The organism is Polynucleobacter sp. es-GGE-1 (assembly GCF_018882005.1).
Lineage (GTDB): Bacteria > Pseudomonadota > Gammaproteobacteria > Burkholderiales > Burkholderiaceae > Polynucleobacter.
The window spans coordinates 63,885-79,953 of sequence record NZ_JACVPE010000007.1; the positions used below are offsets into that span (position 1 = coordinate 63,885).

The 16,069-nt window shown below is 47.4% G+C and carries 12 protein-coding genes and 1 pseudogene; 12 read left to right on the forward strand and 1 reads right to left on the reverse strand.

Annotated features, from left to right (window positions below; translation table 11 throughout):
* Positions 1-66: 66 nt before the first annotated feature.
* The 8 genes and pseudogenes from ICN35_RS06760 to rlmD all read left to right on the forward strand — a co-directional run bounded on the left by ICN35_RS06760 (position 67) and on the right by rlmD (position 10,418).
* Complete coding sequence (locus tag ICN35_RS06760; protein WP_216125556.1) at positions 67-1,572, forward strand: TolC family protein; 1,506 nt, start codon at positions 67-69, stop codon at positions 1,570-1,572.
* 9 nt (positions 1,573-1,581) lie between these two features.
* Entirely contained in the window at positions 1,582-2,841 is a 1,260-nt protein-coding gene (locus tag ICN35_RS06765; protein WP_216125559.1) for an efflux RND transporter periplasmic adaptor subunit, read from the forward strand.
* Positions 2,842-5,919 carry an efflux RND transporter permease subunit gene (locus ICN35_RS06770; protein ID WP_216125562.1) on the forward strand — a complete coding sequence of 1,026 codons (3,078 nt, stop codon included), beginning with the start codon at positions 2,842-2,844 and terminating at the stop codon, positions 5,917-5,919.
* Positions 5,920-5,921: 2 nt separating this feature from the next.
* Complete coding sequence (gene surE, locus ICN35_RS06775) at positions 5,922-6,707, forward strand: 5'/3'-nucleotidase SurE (protein WP_216125565.1); 786 nt, start codon at positions 5,922-5,924, stop codon at positions 6,705-6,707.
* A gap of 29 nt (positions 6,708-6,736) precedes the next feature.
* Positions 6,737-7,360: pseudogene (locus ICN35_RS06780) on the forward strand (protein-L-isoaspartate(D-aspartate) O-methyltransferase); the annotation flags it as partial.
* 32 nt (positions 7,361-7,392) lie between these two features.
* Positions 7,393-8,142 (forward strand): peptidoglycan DD-metalloendopeptidase family protein, encoded by a 750-nt coding sequence (locus tag ICN35_RS06785; RefSeq protein ID WP_255535743.1) that lies wholly within the window; start codon positions 7,393-7,395, stop codon positions 8,140-8,142.
* Between the two features lie 25 nt (positions 8,143-8,167).
* A complete protein-coding gene (locus tag ICN35_RS06790; RefSeq protein ID WP_216125571.1) occupies positions 8,168-8,989 on the forward strand; it encodes a 3'-5' exonuclease in 822 nt (273 codons plus the stop codon).
* On the forward strand, positions 8,982-10,418 hold the full coding sequence (gene rlmD, locus ICN35_RS06795) for a 23S rRNA (uracil(1939)-C(5))-methyltransferase RlmD (protein ID WP_216125587.1): 1,437 nt from the start codon (positions 8,982-8,984) through the stop codon (positions 10,416-10,418). Before ICN35_RS06790 ends, rlmD begins: the two co-directional genes overlap by 8 nt.
* 320 nt (positions 10,419-10,738) lie before the next feature.
* On the opposite strand, the gene ICN35_RS06800 is transcribed toward rlmD, so the two are convergent.
* Entirely contained in the window at positions 10,739-11,440 is a 702-nt protein-coding gene (locus tag ICN35_RS06800; RefSeq protein WP_215294945.1) for a Bax inhibitor-1 family protein, read from the reverse strand.
* Positions 11,441-11,723: 283 nt separating this feature from the next.
* Here ICN35_RS06800 and ndk point away from each other — a divergent pair, with 283 nt between their 5' ends.
* From ndk to hisS, 4 genes are read left to right on the forward strand one after another with little or no spacing between them, the layout of a single operon-like run.
* Positions 11,724-12,149, forward strand: coding sequence for a nucleoside-diphosphate kinase (ndk, locus tag ICN35_RS06805; protein ID WP_215294943.1), 426 nt, complete (start codon positions 11,724-11,726; stop codon positions 12,147-12,149).
* Positions 12,150-12,179: 30 nt separating this feature from the next.
* A complete protein-coding gene (gene rlmN, locus ICN35_RS06810; RefSeq protein ID WP_216125590.1) occupies positions 12,180-13,400 on the forward strand; it encodes a 23S rRNA (adenine(2503)-C(2))-methyltransferase RlmN in 1,221 nt (406 codons plus the stop codon).
* 13 nt (positions 13,401-13,413) lie between these two features.
* A complete protein-coding gene (gene ispG, locus ICN35_RS06815) occupies positions 13,414-14,691 on the forward strand; it encodes a flavodoxin-dependent (E)-4-hydroxy-3-methylbut-2-enyl-diphosphate synthase (RefSeq protein WP_216125592.1) in 1,278 nt (425 codons plus the stop codon).
* A 30-nt stretch (positions 14,692-14,721) separates the two neighbouring features.
* Positions 14,722-16,062 (forward strand): histidine--tRNA ligase, encoded by a 1,341-nt coding sequence (gene hisS / locus ICN35_RS06820; protein WP_216125595.1) that lies wholly within the window; start codon positions 14,722-14,724, stop codon positions 16,060-16,062.
* Positions 16,063-16,069: the final 7 nt, after the last annotated feature.

Sequence of the window (16,069 nt, forward strand, 5' to 3'; positions counted from 1 at the left end):
GATGCGTGATCAAAATCTGCATCAGGGGCTATAAAAACAGCATTATTGATCTAGAGGCGGCCGCATTTGTTGATTCACGGCACAAGCAAAATTAGCGCAGTATTCATAGTCAAAAGAATCACTTTTGCTCTCTTTGCTTCTGCTTTTTCTGCCGCCTTTGCTCAGTCTACTGGTAGTGATACTCCGCCAGCAAGTGTCACCGTCCAAACTAGCGATGCACCATTAAGTACTCCGCCCTCAATTGGTGCTCAGTTAAGCGGTCAAGACAAGCCTTCTAAAGCAAATGAATTATTTGCGCCAGTAACAAAAGCCAATACACCCAAGATTTATGCCAAGCCTGTTGCAAGCGGTCCCACTGAAATGGATCTGCGTCAGCTTTGGAATGAGATGAAGATTAATAATCCTCAGCTCTCATCTTTGCGTGAATCCTACTTATCTGCCAAAGCAACTGTGCCTCAGATTGCAGCCCCTGCCAATCCTCAAGTTGGACTAGTGTGGTCAGGCATGCCAGTAGGATCCCCATTAGCTTTGGGTGCTGCAGGTACTAATCCTAACGTGAGTAATAACAATGCCATCTCGATTGCACAGCCGTTTCAGTTTCCGGGTAAGCGAAGTTTGGCAGCCAATATTGCCGACACCAATGCTGAGGCATTGCTAGCGCAGTCTGAAGCAACGTATTTGCAATTGGGTGCGCAGCTCTCAAGCTTGTACTTCAACGCACTCGCTGCACAAAAACAATTGCAAGTTCTCAAGGAGTCTGTAGTTCGCCTAGAGATGATTAAGAATGTTGCCAAAGCACGTTATGCAAATAATGCTGCCGCTTATGTTGAATACCTGAATGCGCAAGTTGCGCAAAGTGCTGCCGAGGCAGATCAATTTAACGTTGACCGTCAGCTTCAAGTAGCGATCAACAACATCAATACTTTAGTAGGTAGACACTCTCGAGAAAAGTTGGTGCTGCGGGGTGATGTACGTCGCGCAATGACCGGCGTACCAACATTAGTGGAGTTAGAGGACTATGCAGAGAGTAGTCACCCAGCCTTAAAGAGTTCTGCCTTGCAGTTAGATGCAGCGCGTAAGGGTGTGGACCTTGCCAAGAAAGCGTACTTGCCAGATTTTCAGGTGATTGGTTCCTCCTATACGCCACGCGGCCCCTTTGCATCGAACAACGGTGCCTTGTATTACCAGTTTGAATTAGACCTGATTATTCCTCTATATTTCTTTACCAAAGAGAAGTATGGGGTAGAGCAGGCGCAGCGCAATCAAGCCTCTGCTGAAGCTGGCAACATTTCTAATCGCCAACAGATTGTTTTGGCGGTCAATACCGCTTATGCTGCTTATGAGCAGGCCAAGGTTCAAACCCAGTTTTTAAAAGAGAGACAAGTCCCGCAGGCGGATGCAGCATATAAAGTAGGCTTGGTTCAATATTCCAATAATGGTCAAGGTTTTAATGATTTGTTGACTGCCCAGACACAGTTGCGTAATTTAGAGGTGCAGTTGGCTTTGGCTGAGGCAAATCTAATGCAGGCCCAGGCAGTATTGCTGGTATCTGCTGGCAAAGAACCTTTTTAAGGAGTTGTTTTGAAGGACAAGTTACTGAACATCCTAAAGCGCGCTACTGAAGAGGCTAAGAAGCTCAAGGACAGGTTTGTCGCTCGTATTGAAGCTAATACGAATGAGATCCATCGCTCTTACTGGGCATTGCCATTAGAGACTCGCGCTCGCCTGCGCTTGATATTGATTTGCGTATCTATTCTGATGCTCGGTATTGTGATTGGTTTGTTTGTGAACGTGAACCGTCCAGTCAAATTGGAGAAGAGTAGTAAATCACTGTCGATTGAAAGTACTGGCGCAATGGAGCTTAAGTTGCCAGGCGTGGAACTCAATCCCAGTATCTATGTATTCCAAGATGCGCAAAAAGTACAAGTTCCGGTCGAGCTGAAGGTTCCTGGCCGTTTAGCATTTAATGCTGAAAAATCGAAAGTGCTCTCCGCTAGGGCTCCTGGTAGGGTGGAGCGCATTTACGCATTTGATGGTGCTCAAGTGGAAGTGAGCTCGCCTATTATTGAGTTGTACAGCCCCGAGTTCCTCTCGGCACAACAAGAGTATCTGCTGTCATCAAAAACGTCCAAAGTGCTGGAAGCCAATAAGACAATGAGCGACCTGTTGGGGGATGCTCAAATCACACAACAGGCTGCCGCAAACCGGATGCGTAATTTAGGTGCGAGTGATGGCGATATAAAGTCTTTAGATAAGACAGGAAAAACTCAATACAACTTGGTCATGCGCTCACCATTACAAGGGGTAGTCGTCAAGCGCGCTGTTGATCCCGGCTCAATTGTGAATGCGGGCGATGTCTTGGTAACCTTGGCTAATCCAAAAGAGCTATGGTTCTTAGGTAATGTATACGAGCAAGATATTCGTAAGATTCAAAAAGGGCAGACGATGATTCTGCGCTCAGAGTCCTATCCAGACAAAGAGTTTATTGCTACCGCTAACTACATTGCGCCGGCGATTGACCCAGAGACTCATGCTTTGTTGATTCGCTGCGATGTTGAAAATCCTGATGGACTATTGCGCCCAGATATGTACGTTAATGCCCGACTCAAAACGGGTGAGTCAGAGGCAGTCGTCGTTCCGCAATCAGCAATTGTACGGGTACGTGAGATGCGTTACGCCATCATCAAAACGGGTGCAGATACTTTCCGTCGCTTTGCTGTAAAAGGGTATGACCTCGATGGTAAGCGTTTTGCAGTTACTGAAGGTCTAGAGCCTGGTATGAAAGTGTTAACTGATGGCGCTGTCTTACTGAACGACCGTTTTGCTAAGCAGGAGGAATAATTGAGTTTTGTTACCTCCTTCATTCGGGGAGTTTTAGATAAGCGCGTCATTATTCTATTTGCCGCAGCGGTGCTGTTGGTGCTCGGTTCATTTAGCTTAAAACAGTTACCGATTCAGCCATATCCTGGCGTTGCGCCGCTGACGATCCAAGCGATCTCTCAATGGCCTGGTAGAAGTACGACTGAAGTTGAGCAACAAGTTACCATTCCGGTTGAGAATGCCTTAGCGGGTATTCCGGGTGTAAAAGCATTTCGCTCAGTATCTCTTTTTGGTTTATCGGTTGTCACACTTAAATTTAATGACAACGCTGATCCGTTTAAGGTGCGCCAAATATTCATTACCAATTTAGGTAATGTCACGTTCCCGCCAGGCGTGAGTTCTAGTGTTAGCCCAGATTCAGATGCGACGGGTGAGATCTTGCGCTATCAAGTGACTTCTGATTACGCATCGCCTACTCGCCTCAAGACCCTACAAAACTACGAAATCTACAAAGAACTCAAGCAGACCCCAGGAATCGCCGATGTATCTTCGTTCGGTGGCAAGGTGCGTCAATATCAAGTGATTGTGAGTCCAGAGAGTTTGCAGTCCAAGGGCGTTACTGTTCCACAATTAATCGAGGCTTTATCTAAGGCTAACGACAATACAGGTGGCGGTGTACTACCTAGTGGTGAACAGCAATTTGTGGTGCGTGGTGTGGGCTTATTGAAAAATATTGAAGATATTAAACAAGTCATTATCGCTGTAAATAAGGGTGTGCCTGTGCGCATTGGCGATGTGGCAACAGTACAGATTGGTAATGCACCACGTTTGGGTCTCTTTCAGTTTGATAACAATCCAGACTCAGTAGAAGGTATTGTGTATTTACGTCGGGGTGAGAACGCCTCTGAAGTCTTGGCTCGCGTTCGTGAAAAAGTTACCAATATCAATAATCACATCTTGCCACCTGGTATACAGGTAAAACCATTCTATGATCGTCAAGTTCTTCTTGACATCACTGTAGGCACGGTTAAGCACACCATGTTCTTTGGGATCACCATGGTCTTGGTATTACTCTATGTATTCTTAGGTAATCTACGCGCAGCTGCAGTGGTTGCTGCAGTGATTCCGCTGGCACTGTGTTTCTCATTCATCATGATGTATCTCTTTAATGTGCCAGCAAACCTGATTTCATTGGGGGCGATTGACTTTGGTGTGATTGTGGATGCAGCCGTGATCATCACCGAAAATGTGATGCGTCATATGGAAGAGGGTGGTAAGCGGGTCAATCAAAGCATCATTTTGGCAACGAGCGAAGTACAACGTGCCATGGTGTATTCAACTAGCATCATCATCGTAGCCTACTCACCCTTGTTTTTAATGGGTGGTGTTGAGGGCATTATTTTTAAGCCCATGGCCTTCACGATGGGCTTTGCTTTGGTTGCTTCAATTATTTTGAGTTTGACCTTCCTGCCGGCCTCAATGTCCTATGTCTTTGGTGAAAATTTTCATCATGAGCCACCAAAGTTTAATTCCTGGATGCTCAAGCGCTATCGCCCCTTGTTGCGTAACTGGATGGATCATCCACGCCATGTCATCGCTGTTTCTATTTTCATCCTTGGGTTGACTTTATTGAGCGCAACCCGTTTGGGAACCGCCTTCTTGCCAACGCTTGAAGAGAATAATATTTGGCTGCGGGTGACTCTGCCTAATACAGTAGATCTGGATTACTCCATTAAAGTCGCTAACCAGTTACGCGAAACCTTTCTAAAGCAGCCTGAACTAGAAAAGGTAGCAGTCCAAATTGGTCGACCAGATGACGGCACAGATTCGACGGGCGTATTTAACCAAGAGTACGGTCTGTATTTGAAAGCACCGGAAGAGATGCCTAAAGGCACTAATAAACATCACTTGATTAAACACTTGCAGGCTGAACTCGATAAGATTCCTGGCGTGAATTACAGTTTCTCGCAATATATTCAAGATAACGTCAATGAGGCGCTCTCTGGCGTGAAGGGCGAGAACTCCGTCAAGATCTTTGGATCCGATCTCGAAGTCTTGAGTCAGAAAGCCCACGAAGTCGTGGCGCAGCTCAAGAAAGTGCGCGGTATCGAGGATGAAAATATCCTCAAAGAATTAGGTCAACCTACTTTAAATATTCAAATTGACCGCGATAAGGCTGCGCGTTATGGCGTCAATGTAAGTGATATTCAGACGGTGGTGGCTAACTCCATTGGTGGTGCACCCGTTACTAATTTCTTGGAAGATGAGAAAACCTTTGGTATTGCGGTACGTTTGAATGAAGCTAGTCGTAACGACATTCCGGATGTTTCTAATTTATTGGTAGATACGCCAAACGGTCAAAAAGTACCCTTGGCAATGGTTGCCAAAGTACAGCTCACCGATGGTCCTTTCTTTATTTACCGCGAAGCAGGTAAGCGCTACATTGCGGTGATCTTTAGTGTGCGTGGTCGTGATTTAGGTAGCGCTGTCGAAGATGCTAAGTACTTAGTGGAAAAGAACATCTCCTTGCCTACGAATTACATGATTGCTTGGGATGGTCAGTTTAATCAGATGAAGGCAGCACAACAAAAATTAATGGTGATCATTCCATTAACTCTGGTGGCGATCTTCTTATTACTTGTGACTGCCTTGGGTAATTTCCGTGACGCAGTCATTGTATTGATCAACGTTCCATTTGCTGCTATTGGCGGCATCATCGCTTTGCATCTCGGTGGTGAAACCTTGAGTATTTCTGCGCTATTTGGGTTCTTATCACTGTTTGGAATTGCAATTCAGGATGGCGTGATTCTGATTTCTTATATTAATAAAACCGTAGCGGAAGAGCATGGCGCCATGAAGGATGCGATGGTTGATGGCGCAGCATTACGTGTGCGCCCTGTGTTAATGACCGCAATGTTAGCGGGACTTGGTCTCTTGCCGGCTGCCTTGTCACATTCAATTGGTTCTGAAGCACAGCGTCCGCTTGCTCTGGTGATTGTGGGTGGTATGGTGACTACAACAGTCCTCACTTTATTAGTGTTACCAGTGATTTATGCAGCCATGAGATCACGCGGAAAGCACAAGCCAGGACTGGTGTAGTGATGTCTAAACAACCCCATATTCTGGTATCGAATGACGATGGCTATTTGGCTCCTGGTTTATTGGCTTTAGTCAATGCGGTTCGCCCTTTAGGTCGTATTACCGTGATTGCTCCAGAGCAAAACCATAGCGGTGCTTCGAATTCACTCACACTTTCAAGACCGCTCTCGATTCATCGTGTGGCTGGCGGTGAACGTGACGGTTTCTTCTTTATTAACGGCACCCCGACTGATTGTGTCCATGTGGCAATGACTGGTTTCTTGGATGAAAAACCTGATCTAGTGATCTCAGGGATTAACCAAGGCGAGAACATGGGTGAAGATGTGCTGTATTCCGGTACAGTAGCTGCGGCAATTGAGGGTGTGATGTTTGGTGTGCCTGGCATTGCCTTCTCCCAAATTGATCGGGGCTGGAATCGTATTGAAGATGCCGCTAAAGCAGCGCATGATGTCGTAGTGCAGATGTTGGCATCCAAGCTCTCGCATAACGATGGCACTGCAACTTTACTCAACGTCAATATTCCGAATCGTCCTTATGCAAATCTCAATCGCTGGCGTGTGACCCGTTTGGGCAATCGCCACCACTCTCAGCCAGTTGTCGTGCAAGACAGCCCGCGCGGTGAGAAGATTTATTGGATTGGTGCGGCAGGCGAAGTAAAGGAAGGTTCTGAAGGGACCGATTTTCATGCGATTGCTGATGGTTGTATTTCGATTACCCCTATGCAATTGGATTTAACGCATCACGCGCGTTTAGCGGCGATGCGAGCGAATGGCTGGGATCGCGCTTGAAGGCACCCACCGAGCGATTTGCCGCCTATCGGCAAGCACTAGCAGCAAAAGTACATGCTGCCGGTGTAAAACATGGCAAAACATTAGAGGCGATTGCCACTGTTCCACGTCATGCATTTATGGACGCGGGTTTGCACGCGCAAGCTTATGAAGATACGGCATTACCCATTGGGCACGAGCAAACGATTTCTAAGCCATCGGTTGTGGCGCGCATGATTGAGTTGCTGCATAAACCAAAACACCCCCTGGGTAAAGTCCTGGAAATTGGTACGGGTTGTGGTTATCAAGCAGCGGTGCTGAGCTTATTAGCCGATGAGGTTTATTCCATTGAGCGCATTCGTTCACTGCACGATCTGGCTAGGGCAAAGCTGCGCCCATTTCGGATTAATAATTTACGCCTGATTTATGGCGACGGTATTTTAGGTTTGCCACAAGCCGCCCCCTTTGATGGGATTATTTTGGCAGCGGCAGGTTTAGGGATTCCTGATGCCTTGCTGGATCAATTGGCTATCGGTGGACGCTTGGTAGCTCCGGTTGCTAAAAACGAAAAAGAGCAACAACTGGTGATGGTGGAGAGAATGAGCTCCCAGCGCTATCAAAGAACTGTGCTGGACGGGGTCTTTTTTGTCCCCTTACAATCAGGGGTAGTATGAAATCGCGACTCGTCAATCCTATCTCTCATTCCATGACTAATGTATCTAGCAGCTTTCTGATCACAATCCTGTTGGCATCCGCAGTACTGATCGCAGGATGCTCTACTCCTCGCACTAAACCTGCGAATGTGACTGATCGCTCTGGGGGGTCTGTTGCGTATGAACCAGCGCCTCCTGGTTACTATCGCGTCAAAAAGGGTGACACCTTAGCGCGTATTGCTTTAGATCACGGTCAGGCTCCACGGGATGTAGCCCAGTGGAATACTGCTGCCAATCCAGGCTTTAATCCCAATGTGATTGAAGTGGGTGATCTGGTTCTGGTTAAAGCGCCAGCCAGTGCTAAGCCCGCTGTACCTCTTGAGAAAAAATCTGTAGATGCCCCTGCTTCAGCAGAGCCCGCTAAACCCGAAGTGGTGGCAGAGCCTGGCATTCGTTTATCTTCACCCGCCAAAGGTAAAGTGACGAGCGAATTTAATGAAACCAATAAAGGGATCGACATTGCTGGCAAAGTGGGCGAGCCCATATTGGCAGCCTCTGATGGCAAAGTCGTTTATGCCGGCAACAGTTTGCGTGGTTATGGCAACTTAGTCATTGTGAAGCATGACAACACTTATCTCACGGCTTACGCACACAACAGCAAACTCTTAGTGAAAGAAGGCGATAGCGTGCGCAAGGGTCAGAAGATTGCCGAGATGGGGGATACCGATACCAATTCTCCTAAGCTCCATTTTGAATTACGCGTCAACGGCAAGCCAGTCAATCCAACGCCGTACTTGCAGTAAGCCTGCGGCGATAGGGCAATAAGCTATGGCCACCGTTCTTGTCTTTGATATTGAAACCATTCCTGATGTAGCAGGTTTGCGTCGTCTGGAAGATTATTCAGATTCGATGAGTGATGCCGAGGTTGCTGCTAAAGCCATGGCTGAGCGCGCCGCTAAAACTGGTAGTGAGTTTCTGCCCCTGTTTTTACAAAAAATTGTTGCGATCTCTTGCGTGATTCGGAGAACGACCAAAGAGGGTACACCGCAAATTAAAGTGGGTACCTTAGGAACATCACAAGATGATGAGAAGGTGTTAGTGCAAGCCTTCTTTGACTTAATTGAGAAGTACACCCCGCAACTAGTCTCTTGGAATGGTAGTGGTTTTGATTTACCCGTCTTGCACTATCGCGCGCTTGAAAATCACATTCAGGCGCCACGCTATTGGGAAATGGGTGAGAGTCAAGAGGCTGATAGCCGTGACTTTAAATGGAACAACTACATCAGTCGTTATCACATGCGTCACCTTGACATGATGGATCTTTTGGCTAAATTTAATGGCAGAGCCAATGCGCCATTAGATGGCTTGGCAAAGCTCTGCGGCTTTCCAGGCAAGATGGGCATGGATGGCAGTCAAGTGTGGCCTGCTTATCAAGAAGGCAAGATCAATGATATTCGGCGCTATTGCGAGACCGATGTTGTGAATACCTATCTCATGTATTGCCGCTTTCAATTACTGCGTGGCGGATTTTCTCTTGAGGAATACCAAGAAGAAATTGATTTCGTAAAAGCTTATTTAGAAAAAGAAGCTCGAGAGCCAAACGGTAGCCAGTGGCAAGAATATCTCCAAGGTTTCGCACCGGATGCGTAGAGGAGAGAAGCCAGTCAATCTTGAAGTGACTGAGCCAGTAAGAGTTGAAGCACTTGATTTAGACGCCCAAGGGATAGCCCGTTTAGCACCCAATGAAGCAGAGCTAGCCCAAGGGCAGAGCGGTAAAGTCATCTTCATTCAAGGCGCACTCCCTACTGAGCTTGTCACCTACACCATCACTAGCGATAAAGCCCGCTTTAGTAAAGCTAAAGTACGCGACATTCTCAAGCCTGCAGTCTTTCGAGCAGAACCCAAGTGCGCAGCCTTTGGCGTCTGTGGGGGCTGCACAATGCAGCACTTAGATATTCGTGCGCAAGTCGCCATGAAGCAACGTGTGCTCGAAGATGATTTGCGCCACATCGCTAAAGTACGGCCCGAAGAAATTTTTCGCCCGATGGGTGGCCCCACTTGGGAATATCGCCATCGTGCCCGACTCAGTGCAGTCAATCGCTCAATTAAAAAAGGGACTGTACTCATTGGATTTCATGAGGGGAAAAGTAGCTATGTTGCTGACATGCTCGCTTGTGAGATCTTGCCTCAGCACGTATCTGATCTCTTGCCTGAGCTGCGCAAATTGGTCATGGGCTTATCGATTGTTGATCGCATGCCACAAATTGAAATTGCTGTCGGCGAGCCAGCAGATCCCCATTCTGATGACCCTAAGCAAAACAAGCCCGTTACTGCTTTAGTCTTTCGGAACTTGCAGCCTTTAACAACAGCAGATGAGCAACTCCTACGAGCGTTTGCAGATGAACATCAGGTTTGGATCTGGCTACAACCCAAAGGGATTGAGACGGTTGCTCCGTTTTACCCGGAGACCGGCAAGCTTTGCTATCGTCTACCCGAATTTGAAATCGAGATGCCATTTAAACCTACGGACTTTACGCAGGTTAATCACATGATGAATCGCACTTTAGTGAGTAGAGCGATTCGCTTGTTGGAAGTCAAAGAAACCGATCATGTGCTCGACTTATTTTGCGGGATTGGTAACTTTACCTTGCCGCTAGCGCGCAAAGCAAAACAGGTTTTGGGGATTGAGGGTCTAGAAACATTAACGACTCGTGCTAAGGCTAATGCCGAACATAATGGCTTAGCAAGCAAGGTCCGATTTATGCAAAGTGATTTGTTTGAAGTCACCACCGAAACCATTTCATCCTGGGGCAAAGCAGAGCGCTGGTTAATGGATCCGCCGCGTGAAGGTGCGATGGAAATGAGTAAAGCACTCGCCCAATTGCATCTGCAGAAAAGTGATTTGCTGCCAGAGCGTATTGTGTATGTCTCCTGCAACCCTAAAACTTTAGCCAGAGATGCAGACATCTTGTGTCATCAAGCCGGCTACACCCTCAAAGGGGCGGGTATCGTCAATATGTTTCCACACACCTCGCATGTCGAGTCAATCGCTGTCTTTGAGCGCTCAAAGGTTCTCTAAATCCCTGATTTAGAGACTTTTTAGCTATTCCAGCGCCAATGTAGTGCATTGCGCATAGATGCGGTGCAGTGCAGTGAAAGCGTTGCCTTTCAGGAGCGTAGATTGAAATCGTGCAGTGAAATATTGCTGTTAACGACTGAAGACCCCTGGAGGGCATCATGAAAACCTCAGATAGTTTTGCAATCCTATTGATTTTGATTGCACTCGCTTTTGCGGTGAGTATGTTTGTAGCTAACTAATTTCTACTGACAAATCAGTAGAAAAGCAGTGATTAAAAAAGGCGCCCGCAGGCGCCTTAAGAGGACATCACACTAAAGTTTTTAGTCGCGATCGCCACCAACAATACCCAAGAGGGCTAGCAAGTTGGTAAAGACGTTGTACACATCTAAGTAAATAGCCAAGGTAGCCATGATGTAGTTAGTCTCACCGCCGTTAATTACTCGCTGTACGTCAACGAGGATGAAGGCGGAGAAGATTGCGATAGCCAGCACCATCACAGTCAACATCAAAGCAGGCAATTGCAACCAGATGTTAGCGAGTGAAGCCACGATCAAGAGCAATACACCCACCATTAACCATTTGCCCATGCCAGCAAAATCACTCTTGCTAACAGTAGCAATAGTTGCCATGGTGGCGAAGATAGCTGCTGTACCGCCAAAGGACAACATGATGAGGGTCGCACCGTTGCTGTAGCTATTGAGGGTGAAACCAATCAGGCGGGACATCATGATGCCCATGAAGAAGGTAAAGCCTAGGAGTAGGAGTACACCCACGCCAGTTTCTTTATTCTTCTCAATGGCCCAGAAGAATCCAAAGGCCACTGCCATGAATACGATAAAACCTAAGAAAGGGCTGTCAGAGAACAGGTTAAGACCCATCGCTACGCCTAGCCATGCGCCAATCACAGTTGGAACCATGGACAGGGCCAACAGGGCATAGGTATTGCGCAGTACGCGGTTGCGTATCTGGACGTTGCTAATTGAGCCGGTCTGGCCAAAGCCGTAAGAGTTCAGATCACTCATATTGACTCCTTCATTTTCATAGTTGTAACAAGAGCCCATCAAGGGCTGTTGACACTAAGTATAGACAAAATGCCCCAATTTCAAGCTCCCCAGGAAAAGACCTACTAATTAAGGGCTTATGTCTTGTAAATTCAAGGGCTTAGCTCTACAGATATAGGGGTAAATACGGTCAGGCAATGTATAATTCGGGGGTCGTTGAGGTAGAGAAGCTGTTTAAGTGGAATTTAAGCCTAAATCAGCCCTACCCAACAAAATACCTTTGAAATTACTACTGGAGTCTTGAATGGCAATTGAACGCACCCTTTCTATTATCAAACCTGATGCTGTCGCTAAAAACGTCATCGGCAAAATCTATGACCGTTTCGAATCCGCTGGTTTGAAGATTGTTGCTTCCAGAATGGCGCATTTGTCACAAACCGAAGCTGAGCAGTTCTACGGCGTTCATAAAGATCGTCCTTTCTTCAAAGATTTGGTGAGCTTCATGATTTCTGGTCCAGTCATGATTCAGGTATTGCAAGGCGAAGGCGCGATTGCAAAGAATCGTGATTTGATGGGTGCCACTGATCCAAAGAAAGCAGACAAAGGCACTATCCGTGCTGACTTTGCTGACAGCATCGATGCCAACGCTGTTCATGGTTCTGACGCTCCTGAAACAGCTGCTGTGGAAGTTGCATTCTTCTTCCCAGGCATGAATGTTTTCAATCGTTAATTAACACCTATTGATTCATAAGTAGGCGCATTGACCTCCCCGCGCGTAAATCTCTTAGATTTTGACGCTGACCAAATGGCAGCGTATGTCGCGGGGTTAAATGAAAAGCCCTTTCGGGCGAAGCAACTCATGCAGTGGATTCACCAACGCGGTATATCCGACATCAATGACATGAGTGATTTAGCAAAAAGCTTTAGAGCGACATTGCTCGATAAAGCCGAAGTCCTCTCGCTTCCCGTGATTAAAGATGAGCACGCGCACGATGGCACCCGTAAGTGGCTGTTAGATGTGGGTGCGGGTAATGCGGTCGAGTCTGTTTTTATTCCTGAAGATGATCGCGGCACGCTGTGCATCTCTTCTCAGGCAGGTTGTGCAGTCAACTGCCGCTTTTGCTCCACTGGACGTCAAGGCTTTTCTCGCAATCTGACTTCCGGTGAAATCATTGGCCAACTTTGGTTTGCTGAGCATCTCTTGCGCAATGATCCAGAGGCTGTGCGCAGAATTGAAAGATATCCAACCCCGGGTTGGGAACACACGGGTCGTGTGATCTCTAATGTAGTGATGATGGGTATGGGCGAGCCATTGCTGAACTATGACAATGTAGTCTCTGCACTGCGTTTAATGCTCGATGACAGAGCATATGGCTTATCGCGTCGTCGCGTTACCGTGTCGACCTCAGGCGTTGTGCCCATGATTGATCGTTTGGCACAAGATTGTCCAGTGGCATTAGCAGTGTCATTGCATGCGCCGAACGATGCCTTACGTGATCAATTGGTGCCGCTGAACCAAAAATATCCCTTACGCGAATTGCTCGATGCTTGTGAGCGTTACTTACCATTTGCGCCCAGGGATTTCCTGACCTTTGAATACTGCATGCTCGATGGTGTAAACGATTCTGACATCCAGGCAAAAGAATTGGTGCGTTTACTCAAAAACATCAAGTGCAAAATTAATCTGATTCCATTCAATCCATTTCCAGAGTCTGGTCTCAAGCGCTCCTCGGCTCAGCGCGTGAATGCCTTTGCTAGCATTCTGTTAGATGCGGGTATGGTGGCAACAGTCCGCAAGACTCGGGGTGATGACATTGCCGCCGCCTGTGGTCAGTTGGCTGGTGATGTAGTCGACCGCACACGAGTGCGCGAACGGGCTGTGCATAAGACTGAGATTGAACTTACTGAAGTAGAGTCTGATGAAGAGCCCGCTGCGTACTCCAATACGCAGCCAATAGAATGGCTTAAAAAGTTAAATTAAAGATTGGATCCTCATGAGTTCTGATAGTTCTTTGTCACCACTACCGAATTTACCTTTAGGTCCAGCGCCTAAACGAGTAACTCGTCAAGCAAGCGTTGCTTGGAAAACCAACATCATTACTGTCGGTGGTGATGCGCCAGTGCGCGTGCAATCGATGACCAATACGGATACGGCTGATGCAGTGGGTACAGCGATTCAGGTGAAAGAGTTAGCTCGTGCTGGTTCAGAGATGGTGCGTATCACGGTGAATACGCCGGAGGCAGCAGCAGCAGTTCCCTATATTCGGGAGCAGTTGGACAAGATGGATGTCTTGGTGCCATTGATTGGTGACTTTCATTACAACGGCCATACGTTATTGAATGATTACCCAGAGTGCGCTAAAGCGCTCTCGAAGTACCGCATTAATCCAGGTAATGTGGGTAAGGGCGCAAAGCGTGACCCACAGTTTGCGCAAATGATTGAAGCAGCGTGTAAATACGATAAGCCCATTCGGATTGGTGTGAACTGGGGGAGTTTGGATCAAGACCTATTGGCTTCCATCATGGATAGCAATGCGGCCTTAGCCAACCCGAAGACAGCGCAAGAGGTGATGATTGAAGCCTTGATTCAATCTGCTTTGCAGTCTGCAGAAAAAGCCGTTGAGCTTGGCATGAACCCTAATCAAATTTTGTTGTCATGCAAAGTGAGTAATGTGCAAGACTTGGTGGCGGTATATCGTGATCTTGCGCGTCGCTCTGATTACCCATTGCACTTAGGGTTAACTGAAGCGGGCATGGGCAGCAAAGGCATTGTGTCCTCAACCGCAGCAATGGGCATTTTATTGCAAGAGGGTATTGGCGATACGATTCGGGTTTCATTAACACCTGATCCTGGTGCTCCTCGTGAAAACGAAGTGATCGTTGCACAAGAGATTTTGCAAACCATGGGCTTGCGTAATTTCACACCCATGGTGATTGCTTGTCCTGGTTGCGGTAGAACCACGAGTACGACTTTCCAAGAGTTGGCCGCCGATATTCAATCCTATTTGCGCCAACAGATGCCAATTTGGAAGAAATCTCACCCTGGCGTGGAGAATATGAATGTGGCAGTGATGGGTTGCATCGTCAATGGCCCAGGTGAGAGCAAACATGCCAATATTGGGATCTCCTTACCGGGAACAGGCGAAACGCCAGCAGCCCCGGTGTTTGTGGATGGCGTTAAAGTCAAGACCTTGCGTGGTGAAAATATTGCCCAAGATTTTCAGGTCATCGTCGACGACTATGTCAAACAAAACTACGCTACCAAGAATTAATAAAGCTAAATAAGTAGAAGAATAAGAAGAATGACTGACCAAAGTAAAGACGCAAAAACCCAAGCAGCGCAAACCAAAGTTCAGAAGATGAATGGCGTGCGTGGCATGAATGATTTGCTGCCAGCTGATGCTGCGCCGTGGGCTCATCTTGAGCACGTCTTGCGTGATTTAACGCGCGCCTATGGTTATGAGTTTTTGAGAACGCCGATTTTGGAGGCGACTGCGGTATTTCAGCGAGGTATTGGTGAAGTGACCGACATCGTTGAAAAAGAAATGTATTCCTTTGAGGATCGTCTCAATGGTGAACAACTCACTTTGCGTCCTGAAGGAACTGCTGCACTTGTGCGCTCGGTAATTGAAAATAATTTGCTCTACGAAGGACCTAAGCGTCTTTGGTATACCGGCCCGATGTTCCGTCATGAGCGTCCACAGCGTGGTCGCTATCGTCAGTTCCACCAGTTTGGGATTGAGGCGCTGGGCTTTGCTGGTCCCGATATCGATGCTGAAATCATTCTTATGGGTCAACGTCTGTGGGATGAGTTAGGTCTGAAGGGTGTTCGCCTGGAGATCAACTCCTTAGGTCAAGCCAATGAGCGCGCTGAGCATCGTGCCGCCTTAGTGACTTACTTTGAGAAAAATCAATCTCAGTTAGATGAAGATTCACAGCGTCGTTTACTCACCAACCCTTTGCGTATTTTGGATTCTAAAAATCCAGAGATGCAAGCCTTGATTGAAGGTGCCCCCAAGTTATTGGATTTCTTGGGTGAGGCATCGTTGGCGCATTTCAATGCAGTGCAAGCCTTAATTAAGGCGAACAATATCCCTTGCAAGATTAATCCGCGTCTAGTACGTGGCTTGGATTACTACAACCTCACCGTATTTGAGTGGATTACCGATGAGTTAGGCGCGCAGGGTACGATTGCGGGTGGTGGTCGTTATGATCCTTTGATCGAGCGCATGGGTGGTAAAGCAGCGCCAGCTTGTGGATGGGCTATGGGTATGGAGCGTGTTCTGGAATTGATGAAGGTGTCTGGCTCCTTGCCTGAAGCCCAAGCCCAATGCGATGTCTTTGTTTTGCATCAAGGTGGCGAGACTTTAACTACCGCCATGATCATTGCCGAGCGTTTACGGAGCGCTGGTATTGACACTATCCTTTTCTGTCCTCCAGATGGTCAGTCTGCCAGCTTTAAGTCTCAAATGAAGAAGGCTGACGCCAGTGGTGCTGCCTTTGCCGTCATTATCGGCCCTGATGAATTAGCCAAAAATGAGGCTCAACTCAAAGACTTACGGGGCACAGGTGAACAGCAGTCTATTCCCCTAGAAGGTGTACTGGAAGCAGTAATTGACGCTCTGGTAGGCGCCTCCGAATAGAATGGCT

What these genes read in the sequence shown, in the direction of transcription:
- surE (WP_216125565.1), top strand. Translation starts at nt 5,922, where the DNA reads ATGTCTAAACAACCCCATATTCTGGTATCGAATGACGATGGCTATTTG.
- ICN35_RS06785 (WP_255535743.1), top strand. Translation starts at nt 7,393, where the DNA reads ATGACTAATGTATCTAGCAGCTTTCTGATCACAATCCTGTTGGCATCC.
- ICN35_RS06790 (WP_216125571.1), top strand. Translation starts at nt 8,168, where the DNA reads ATGGCCACCGTTCTTGTCTTTGATATTGAAACCATTCCTGATGTAGCA.
- rlmD (WP_216125587.1), top strand. Translation starts at nt 8,982, where the DNA reads ATGCGTAGAGGAGAGAAGCCAGTCAATCTTGAAGTGACTGAGCCAGTA.
- ICN35_RS06800 (WP_215294945.1), bottom strand. Translation starts at nt 11,440, where the DNA reads ATGAGTGATCTGAACTCTTACGGCTTTGGCCAGACCGGCTCAATTAGC.
- ndk (WP_215294943.1), top strand. Translation starts at nt 11,724, where the DNA reads ATGGCAATTGAACGCACCCTTTCTATTATCAAACCTGATGCTGTCGCT.
- ispG (WP_216125592.1), top strand. Translation starts at nt 13,414, where the DNA reads ATGAGTTCTGATAGTTCTTTGTCACCACTACCGAATTTACCTTTAGGT.
- hisS (WP_216125595.1), top strand. Translation starts at nt 14,722, where the DNA reads ATGACTGACCAAAGTAAAGACGCAAAAACCCAAGCAGCGCAAACCAAA.